Annotated in this window: 7 protein-coding genes; 5 read left to right on the top strand and 2 right to left on the bottom strand. The window is 71.3% G+C overall.

Annotated features, from left to right (window positions below):
• Positions 1-599: 599 nt before the first annotated feature.
• Together rho and trxA are read right to left on the bottom strand one after the other, a co-directional pair.
• Positions 600-2,264: a transcription termination factor Rho gene (gene rho / locus D0Y53_RS12270; RefSeq protein WP_117203613.1), complete on the bottom strand. Its 1,665-nt coding sequence runs from the start codon at positions 2,262-2,264 to the stop codon at positions 600-602.
• A 187-nt stretch (positions 2,265-2,451) separates the two neighbouring features.
• Entirely contained in the window at positions 2,452-2,778 is a 327-nt protein-coding gene (gene trxA, locus D0Y53_RS12275; protein ID WP_117203614.1) for a thioredoxin TrxA, read from the bottom strand.
• A gap of 195 nt (positions 2,779-2,973) precedes the next feature.
• Here trxA and rhlB point away from each other — a divergent pair, with 195 nt between their 5' ends.
• The 5 genes from rhlB to ung all read left to right on the top strand — a co-directional run bounded on the left by rhlB (position 2,974) and on the right by ung (position 8,421).
• Positions 2,974-4,734 (top strand): ATP-dependent RNA helicase RhlB, encoded by a 1,761-nt coding sequence (rhlB, locus tag D0Y53_RS12280; protein WP_117203615.1) that lies wholly within the window; start codon positions 2,974-2,976, stop codon positions 4,732-4,734.
• Between the two features lie 372 nt (positions 4,735-5,106).
• Positions 5,107-5,796 (top strand): cell division ATP-binding protein FtsE, encoded by a 690-nt coding sequence (ftsE, locus tag D0Y53_RS12285; protein ID WP_117203616.1) that lies wholly within the window; start codon positions 5,107-5,109, stop codon positions 5,794-5,796.
• On the top strand, positions 5,789-6,751 hold the full coding sequence (gene ftsX / locus D0Y53_RS12290) for a permease-like cell division protein FtsX (protein WP_117203617.1): 963 nt from the start codon (positions 5,789-5,791) through the stop codon (positions 6,749-6,751). The genes ftsE and ftsX overlap by 8 nt, the downstream gene beginning before the upstream one ends.
• Complete coding sequence (locus D0Y53_RS12295; protein ID WP_117203618.1) at positions 6,751-7,611, top strand: response regulator; 861 nt, start codon at positions 6,751-6,753, stop codon at positions 7,609-7,611. The genes ftsX and D0Y53_RS12295 overlap by 1 nt, the downstream gene beginning before the upstream one ends.
• Positions 7,612-7,713: 102 nt before the next feature.
• Complete coding sequence (gene ung, locus D0Y53_RS12300) at positions 7,714-8,421, top strand: uracil-DNA glycosylase (protein ID WP_117203621.1); 708 nt, start codon at positions 7,714-7,716, stop codon at positions 8,419-8,421.
• Positions 8,422-8,739: the final 318 nt, after the last annotated feature.

Consider the following 8,739-nt stretch of genomic DNA (forward strand, 5'->3'; position numbering starts at 1 on the left):
GTCGGGTCGTGGACCATCCCTGGTCCACTCTCCGCACCCCCAGCCCGCCGGGCGGCGACTGCGCGAGATTGGAGGTCGTCGCTTCGGCTGGTTGTTCCCACGCACGCCGACTCACCTGCCAGAAGCCGGTGGCCCGGCCTGTGCGGGACCGTCGGCGGCATGGATGCCGCCGAGGAGCCTACAGGGGCGAAGCGGTGCGCTTGCGAAGCACTGCTTCGCGCACCGCTGAGCGCCCGAAGGCTATGCCGCCGGGCCGGACCCGCGTAGCGGGGATTCACGGCGTGTCCCGCACAGGCGCTCAGCCGCCGGCTTCCCCCGTAAAGGGGTCCGCACTTGAAGCGTGCATTTACGGCGTGTCCGCACAGGCCGGCCACCGGCTTCCGTTGCAGAGGCTTCCGCAACTTGAAGCATATGTTCGCGGCGTATCCTGCAGGGGTCGGGCTACCGGTATCCCAGCAAAGTTTCCGCGCCTGAAGGGCGTGTTCACGGCCCCCCCACAGGCCCGTGCCAGCGGGCCCTCCGCAGACGTTCCTCTCCCGGTGGTGGGAGACCAAAAAACCCCGCGCTGCGGGGTTTTTCGTGCCGATCCGCAGCGCCGGTCAGCGTTTCATCGAGGCGAAGAACTCGTCATTGCTCTTGGTGCTCTTCATCTTGTCGAGCAGGAACTCCATCGCCGCGATCTCGTCCATGCCGTGCAGCAGCTTGCGCAGGATCCAGATCTTCTGCAGCAGCTCGGGCTCGATCAGCAGGTCCTCGCGGCGGGTGCCGGAGCGGTTGATGTCGATCGCCGGGTACACGCGCTTCTCGGTGATGCGGCGGCTGAGCAGCACCTCCGAGTTGCCGGTACCCTTGAACTCCTCGTAGATCACCTCGTCCATCTTGCTGCCGGTGTCCACCAGCGCGGTGGCGATGATGGTCAGGCTGCCGCCTTCCTCGACGTTGCGCGCGGCGCCGAAGAAGCGCTTGGGCCGGTGCAGCGCATTGGCGTCGACGCCGCCGGACAGGACCTTGCCCGAGGACGGCACCACCATGTTGTAGGCGCGCGCCAGGCGGGTGATCGAGTCCAGCAGGATGACCACGTCGCGCTTGTGCTCGACCAGGCGCTTGGCGCGCTCGATCACCATCTCGGCGACCTGCACGTGGCGCGCGGCCGGCTCGTCGAAGGTCGAGGAGATCACCTCGCCGCGCACGGTGCGCTGCATGTCGGTGACTTCCTCCGGCCGCTCGTCGATCAGCAGCACGATCAGGTGCACATCGGGGTGGTTGGTGGTGATCGCGGTGGCGATCTGCTGCATCATCATGGTCTTGCCGGCTTTCGGCGGCGACACGATCAATGCGCGCTGGCCCTTGCCCTGCGGTGCCATCAGGTCGAGGATGCGGCCGGTGATGTCCTCGGTGGAGCCGTCGCCGCGCTCGAGCTTGAACTTGCGGCGCGGGAACAGCGGCGTCAGGTTCTCGAACAGGACCTTGTTCTTGGAGGCCTCGATCGGCTCGCCGTTGATCTCGTCGACGATGTTCAGCGCGAAGTAGCGCTCGCCGTCCTTGGGCCAGCGGATGCGTCCGGACAGGTGGTCGCCGGTGCGCAGGTTGAAGCGGCGGATCTGGCTGGGCGAGATGTAGGTGTCGTCGGGGCCGGCCAGGTAGCTGGCCTCGGCCGCGCGCAGGAAGCCGAAGCCGTCGGGCAGGATCTCCAGCACGCCGTCGGCGGCGACGCCTTCGGCGGTACGGGTCAGCACCTTGAGCAGGGCGAAGATCACGTCCTGCTTGCGGGCGCGGGCGACGCCGTCGGAAATGCCCAGCTGCTCGGCCAGGTCGAGCAGCTTCTGCGCCGGCATCCGCTTCAGGTCGCCGAGCGAGTACTGCGGGAAGCCTTCCGGGATGTTGGGTAGCGGCCGGTTCGGCTGCTGCTGTTCGGCGCCGTTGTCGTCGCGCGGCAGACCGTCGTCGCGGTAACGGTCGCGCTGGCGGTCGCGGCGGTTGCGGAAGCGGTCGCGGCGGCTGCCGTGACGGCCGCCCTCGCGGGCTTCGCGCGGCTCGCCGCCGTCGTTGCCGCCTGGCGTCGGGACCTCGCCACCGGCGCCGGACGCCGGGGCCGATGGCGCTGCAGCCGACGGCGCAGCGGGAGCGGCGGGGACGGCAGGAGCGGCGGGAGCAGCGGACTCGGCCGGCGCGGTCATCGGGGCGGCGGCATCGGCCTTGCCGACGCGCGGCCTGCGCACGCGCTTCTCGGCGATGTCGCCGGAATCGGAGGGGTTGTCGGACAAGTGCGAATTCCTCGCTGGGGTGCGAGCGCCCGCGGGCCGCGGGCGGATCTGGGAGGTGGGTCTGAGAAGGGTGCGGCAGCCGAAAAAACCGTGCCGGTACAGTCAAACTAGCACCGTGCCCGCGCCGCGGCAAGCGTGCGCGAGCGCGGCGGGTATGGCGGTTCAGGTGGGGCGCAAGCCCCGGGCGTCACAGCGCCTTGTCGATCATCTGGCTCAGCTGGGCCTTGCCGACGGCGCCGATCTGGGTCGCCTGCACCTGGCCGTCCTTGAACAGCAGCAGCATCGGGATCGAGCGCACGTGGTACTTGATGGCGGTATCGCGGTTCTGGTCGATGTCGACCTTCACCACCTTGGCCTTGCCGGCGTATTCGGCGGCCAGCTGGTCCAGCGCCGGGGCGATCATCCGGCAGGGGCCGCACCACTGCGCCCAGAAATCGACCAGCACCGGTTCCCGGGACTGCAGCACGGCGCTGTCGAAATCGGCATCGGTGGCGTGGATCACGGTATCGCTCATGGGGGCTCCTCGGACTGTCGGGCGGGCGCGGCGGGTGGCGCCGGGGGATGCTGTTAAACTGGGGCGTTTCCACGGGGCTTCAAGCGCCGCTTTCGCGACAGCGCGCGCCCCGGGCGCCTACCGGCAGTCTGCTTCGCGGACGCCTCCCACGCAAGCGCGCCGCGCCGCGCCGACCACCGGATTGCATTGCCACGCATGAGCGACAAGCCCTTAACCGATATCGCCTTTTCCTCCTTCGACCTGCATCCGGCCCTGTTGGCCGGGCTGACGGCCGCCGGCTTCGCCCGCTGCACACCGATCCAGGCGCTGACCCTGCCGGTCACCTTGCCCGGACGCGACGTCGCCGGCCAGGCCCAGACCGGGACCGGCAAGACCCTGGCGTTCCTGGTCACGCTGGTCAACCGGCTGCTGACCCGCCCGGCCCTGGCCGAGCGCCGGCCCGAGGATCCGCGCGCGCTGATCCTGGCGCCGACCCGCGAGCTGGCGATCCAGATCCACAAGGACGCGCTCAAGTTCGCTTCCAACCTCGGGCTGAAGTTCGCGCTGGTCTACGGCGGCGTGGACTACGACAAGCAGCGCCAGCAGCTGCAGGATGGCGCCGACGTGATCATCGCCACCCCCGGGCGCCTGATCGACTACGTCAAGCAGCACAAGGTGGTCAGCCTGCACGCCTGCGAGGTATGCGTGCTGGACGAGGCCGACCGCATGTTCGACCTCGGCTTCATCAAGGACATCCGCTTCCTGCTGCGGCGCATGCCGGTGCGCACCGAGCGGCAGACGCTGCTGTTCTCGGCGACCCTGAGCCACCGCGTGCTGGAGCTCGCCTACGAGCACATGAACGAGCCCGAGAAGATCGTGGTCGAGAGCGAGTTCATCACCAACTCGACCGTGCGCCAGGTGATGTACCTGCCGGCCGACGACGAGAAGATCCCGCTGCTGCTGGGCCTGCTGTCGCGCAGCGAAGGCGCGCGCACCATGGTCTTCGTCAACACCAAGGTCTGGGTGGAACGGGTGGCGCGGGCGCTGGAGCGCGCCGGTTACCGCGTCGGCGTGCTCTCCGGCGACGTACCGCAGAAAAAGCGCGAATCGCTGCTGGGCAAGTTCCAGAAAGGCCAGCTGGAGATCCTGGTCGCCACCGACGTCGCCGCCCGCGGGCTGCACATCGACGGCGTGAAGTACGTCTACAACTACGACCTGCCGTTCGACGCCGAGGACTACGTGCACCGGATCGGCCGCACCGCACGCCTGGGCGAGGAGGGCGATGCGATCAGCTTCGCCTGCGAGCGCTACGCGCAGAGCCTGCCCGACATCGAGGCCTACATCGAGCAGAAGATCCCGGTGGAGCCGATCACCGCCGATTTGCTGACCTCGTTGCCGCGCAAGCCGCGCGAGGGCGCCGCGGCGGTCGAGGACGGCGAGAGCGTCAGCGCGATCTTCCGCGAGGCACGCGAGGCGCGCGCCGCCGAGGAGCAGCGTCGCGGCGGCGGCCATGGGCACGGCCCCGGCCCCGGCCGTGGCGGCCGCGGTGGCGCGGGCGAAGGCCGGCGCGGGCCGCGTTCGCCGCGCAAGACCGAGGACCACCCCGCGGCGAAGCCCGCCGCGACCGCGCCGGCCATTGGAGCCGCAGCCGTCGCCGCGGGAGCCGATGCCGGCGCCGCGCCGGCGGCGGGCGCCGCAATCGCAGCTGGCGCCGCGCTCGCCGGCGAACGCGCGCCGCGCAAGCGTCGCCGCCGGCGCGGCGGCAAGCGCCTGGAGGGCGCGGAAGCGGCGACCGCGTCCCGGCCGCAGGCGACGGTCCCGGCCCGCGCCGCAGCCGAGGTGGTCGCCACCCGCGTCGCGCCGCGTCCGGCCGCGGCCCCTGCGGGCGCCGACAAGCCCGGCGAGTCCTCGCTGCTGACGCGCATCGGCCGCGGCCTGAAATCGCTGGTGACCCGCGCGCCGCGGTCGCAGCATTAGGGAACGTCTGCGCGATTCGGCTGGTCCCCGTGATTTCCGCGAAAGCACGTCCCGAGCCTGTCGAAGGGCGGGCTTTCGGCGGGCGCACGTCTGCCCATTCCGCGTCTTTGTTTTCAATGGCTTGAAGCCACCGGCTTCCCGCTTGCGCGGGGCGGACGACGACGGTTCGGACCTTTCCTGGCGCCAACCGCGCACCGCGTCGCGGCGGCTCGAAGTGGCGACAGCGCAGCGGAGCGATGCTTCGGCGCGGCAGTCCCGCCGTCGGGGGCCTGGCGGAACCTCGCCTGGCCGTAGCCGGCGCCGTCCGCGCTGGCCGTCGTCGGCGGCTCGGGCGATACTGCGGCCTTCATCGCCGAGGCACGACACCTCCTCATGTCGGTCCTGCGTTTCGACAACGTCAGCAAGCAGTATCCGGGCGGCCACGTCGCCCTGAGCGAGGTCAGCTTCGAGGTGCAGCCGGGCGAGATGCTGTTTGTCACCGGCCATTCGGGCGCCGGCAAGAGCACGCTGCTGAAGCTGATCCACCTGGCCGAGCGGCCCAGCCGCGGCGCGGTGCTGTTCGCCGAGCGCAACCTGCTCAAGGTCCGCGGCCGGCGCGTGCCGCTGCACCGGCGCGAGGTCGGCGTGGTGTTCCAGGACCATCGCCTGCTCACCGATCGCAGCGTGTTCGAGAACGTGGCCCTGCCGCTGATCCTGCGCGGCCTGCGCCGCGGCGAGATCGGCAAGCGCGTGCGCAGCGTGCTCGACAAGCTTGGGCTGGGCGCGCGCGAGCGCGCGCTGCCGACGCAGCTGTCGGCCGGCGAGCAGCAGCGCGTCGGCATCGCCCGCGCGCTGGTCGGCGAGCCGCGGCTGCTGCTCGCCGACGAGCCGACCGGCAACCTGGATCCGACCCTGTCGGCGGAGATCATGGCGCTGTTCGCCGCGCTGCCCGAGCGCGGCATCAGCGTGCTGGTCGCCAGCCACGACCTGGGCCTGGTGAAGCGCATGAAGCGGCGGGTGCTGGTGCTCGACCACGGCCAGCTGGCCGACGACATCGCGCCGGAGGACCTCGCCGATGCGTGAGTCCGGCAACCGCGGCGCGCGCGACCCGGGGCGCTCGGGTCTGGGCACCTGGGTCGATCACCACCTGTACAGCTTCGTCGCCAGTCTCGGCCGGGTGCTGCGCCGGCCGTGGGCGACGGTGCTCACGGTCGGAGTGATGGCGGTGGCGCTGGCGTTGCCGCTGGGGTTGTGGCTGGTGCTGGGCAATGTCGCGCGCTTTTCCGGTCAGGTGCAGCAGGCGCGCGAGATCAGCGTGTTCCTCAAGCCCGCGGTCGACGGCGTCCGTGCGCAGGCGCTGGCCGCAGAACTGCGCCGCCGCAACGACATCGGCAAGGTCGAACTGCGCACGCCGGCGCAGGGCCTGGAGCAACTGCGCGCCAGCGGCCTGGGCGACGCCATCGCCGCGCTGGCGCCCGGGGAGGACGCCGCCGGCGTGCTGCCGAGCCTGCTGATCGTGACGCCCAGGGGCGACGAGGCGCTGCTGGCGGCGTCGTTGCAGACCCTGCCGGAAGCCGACCTCGTGCAGCACGATGCGCTGTGGCGGCAGCGGCTGGACGGCTGGCTGCGCTTCGGCGGACGGGTGGCGCTGGTGCTGGCGGCGCTGCTGGGGCTGGGCGCGCTGCTGGTGGTCGGCAATACCGTGCGTCTGGACATCCAGTCGCGGCGCGAGGAGATCGGCGTGCTGCAGCATCTGGGCGCCACCGACGGCTTCATCCGCCGCCCGTTCCTGTATCTGGGCGCGTGGTACGGGCTGGCGGCCGGGGCGCTGGCGATCGGCCTGCTGAGCGCGGCCGCGGTCGCGTTGCGCGCGCCGCTGGCGGAGCTGGCCGCCAGTTACGGCAGCGGCTTCGCGCTCGCCGGGTTCGACCTGCCGACCGCGGCTGCGGTGGTGGCCGGCGCGGCGCTGCTGGGCTGGGTCGGCGCCGGTCTCGTCACCGGCCACTACCTGCGCCAGACCCGGCCCACGGAGACCTGATGGCCGCCTCCGACTCCCTCCATGCGCACGACCTGCGCCACGTCGTCAGCGACGACCCGCGGTTGATGGTCGTCGATGGGTCCAGGCTGGTGCGCAAGCTGATCGGCGACGTGCTGCGGCGCGAGTTGCCCGGCGCGCAGGTGATCGCCTGCGACGGCCTGGCCAGCGCGCGCGCGGCGCTGGCCGAGGCGCCGGTGGACCTGGTCACCACCGCACTGCTGCTGCCCGACGGCGACGGCCTGGCGCTGGCCCGCAGCGTGCGCGAGGCCGCCGCGCAAAGCTACGTGCCGGTGATCGTGGTCTCCGGCGACGTGCAGGCGCGGCTGGAATCGCGCAGCCTCAACGACGACGTCACCGACTATTTCGACAAGGCGCTGGGCCACAGCGCGCTGGCCGCCTTCATCCGCGGCTACGTGCAGCCGCAGCCGGTGCCCGGCGCGCGCGTGCTCTACGTCGAGGACAGCCGTGTGGTCGCCGCCGCGACCAAGCGCATGCTCGAGCGCCAGGGCCTGGAGGTGCTGCACTTCAGCGACGCCGAAGGCGCGCTGGAATACCTGCACGGGCACCGCGACCAGGGCGACATCGGTGCCGACCTGGTGCTGACCGACATCTACCTGAAAGGCGCGCTCAGCGGCCGCGACCTGCTGTCGCAGATCCGCGGCGCGTTCGGCTACGGCAAGCGCGCGCTGCCGGTGCTGGTGATGACCGGCGACGCCAACCGCGAAAACCAGGGCCAGCTGCTGCGCGAAGGCGCCAACGACCTGGTGCTCAAGCCGATCGAGGAGCGGCTGCTGGTGACCAAGACCCTGTTCCAGCTGCGCGTGGCGCGGCTGCCGGAGCAGCGCAGCTTCAACGCGTGAATACGGCGCCCCTTCCCCGCGGGAACGACGTCCGTCCCGATGCCGGCATTCGCGCGAGCCGGCGATCGCGGCCGGGATCGCGCCGGCAGCGGCGGGGCCGGCATGGGTGAGGACCGCATCCGCCTCGAGGCTTCGTGGAGGGCGCATGTCGGCGCCTACCTGCAGCGCGACGACATGCAGGCGCTGGCGGCCTTCCTGCGCCAGCGCAAGGCCGCCGGCGCCCGCATCTACCCGCCCGGCCCGCAGATCTTCGCCGCACTGGACGCGACCCCGTTCGACGCGGTCAAGGTCGTGATCCTCGGCCAGGATCCCTATCACGGCGCCGGCCAGGCGCACGGGTTGTGTTTCTCGGTGCCGCCGGGCGTGCCGGTACCGCCGTCGCTGGACAACATCTTCAAGGAACTGCAGCGCGACCTCGGCATCGCCCGCCCCGACCATGGTTGCCTGCTGCCGTGGGCGCGCCAGGGCGTGCTGCTGCTCAATGCGGTGCTGACGGTCGAGGATGGCCGTCCCGGCGCTCACGCCGGCAAGGGCTGGGAGGGGTTCACCGACCACATCGTGGCGACCTTGAACCGCGAACGTGAAGGCCTGGTGTTCCTGCTCTGGGGCAGCTACGCCCAGGCCAAGGGCAAGGTGATCGACACCGGCCGCCACCGGGTGCTCAAGGCCCCGCACCCATCGCCGTTGTCGGCGCACCGCGGCTTCCTCGGCTGCGGGCACTTTTCCGCCGCCAACGAGTACCTGGCCCGGCACGGCCAGGCCCCGATCGACTGGGCCTTGCCGCCGCGGGCCGCGTTGGCCGGGGTCTGAGGGTCTTCTTCCGGCTGCGGACGCAGTCGCTGACCGGCGGGCTGGGGACGGCTGCGCCCTGGTCCCGACGTCGTAGTTTCGCGACAGGCCGCCTGAAGAAATCATTGTCGTCTTCCCCACGAAAGCGGGGATCCAGTGTCTTCACGCTAACAAGGCACGGGACGGGCGGGCATGTGCCCCGCTTTCGCGACAGTGAGGGGGAGACTCCCGGCTTCGGAGGGAGTCGCCGGCCGGCGGGCTGGGGGTGCTGCGCCCTCCTGACGACCTCCTGTCTTTAAGTCGGGTCGTGGACCCTCCATGGTCCACTCTCCGCACCCC

The organism is Cognatiluteimonas weifangensis (assembly GCF_003416885.1).
GTDB classification, from domain to species: domain Bacteria; phylum Pseudomonadota; class Gammaproteobacteria; order Xanthomonadales; family Xanthomonadaceae; genus Cognatiluteimonas; species Cognatiluteimonas weifangensis.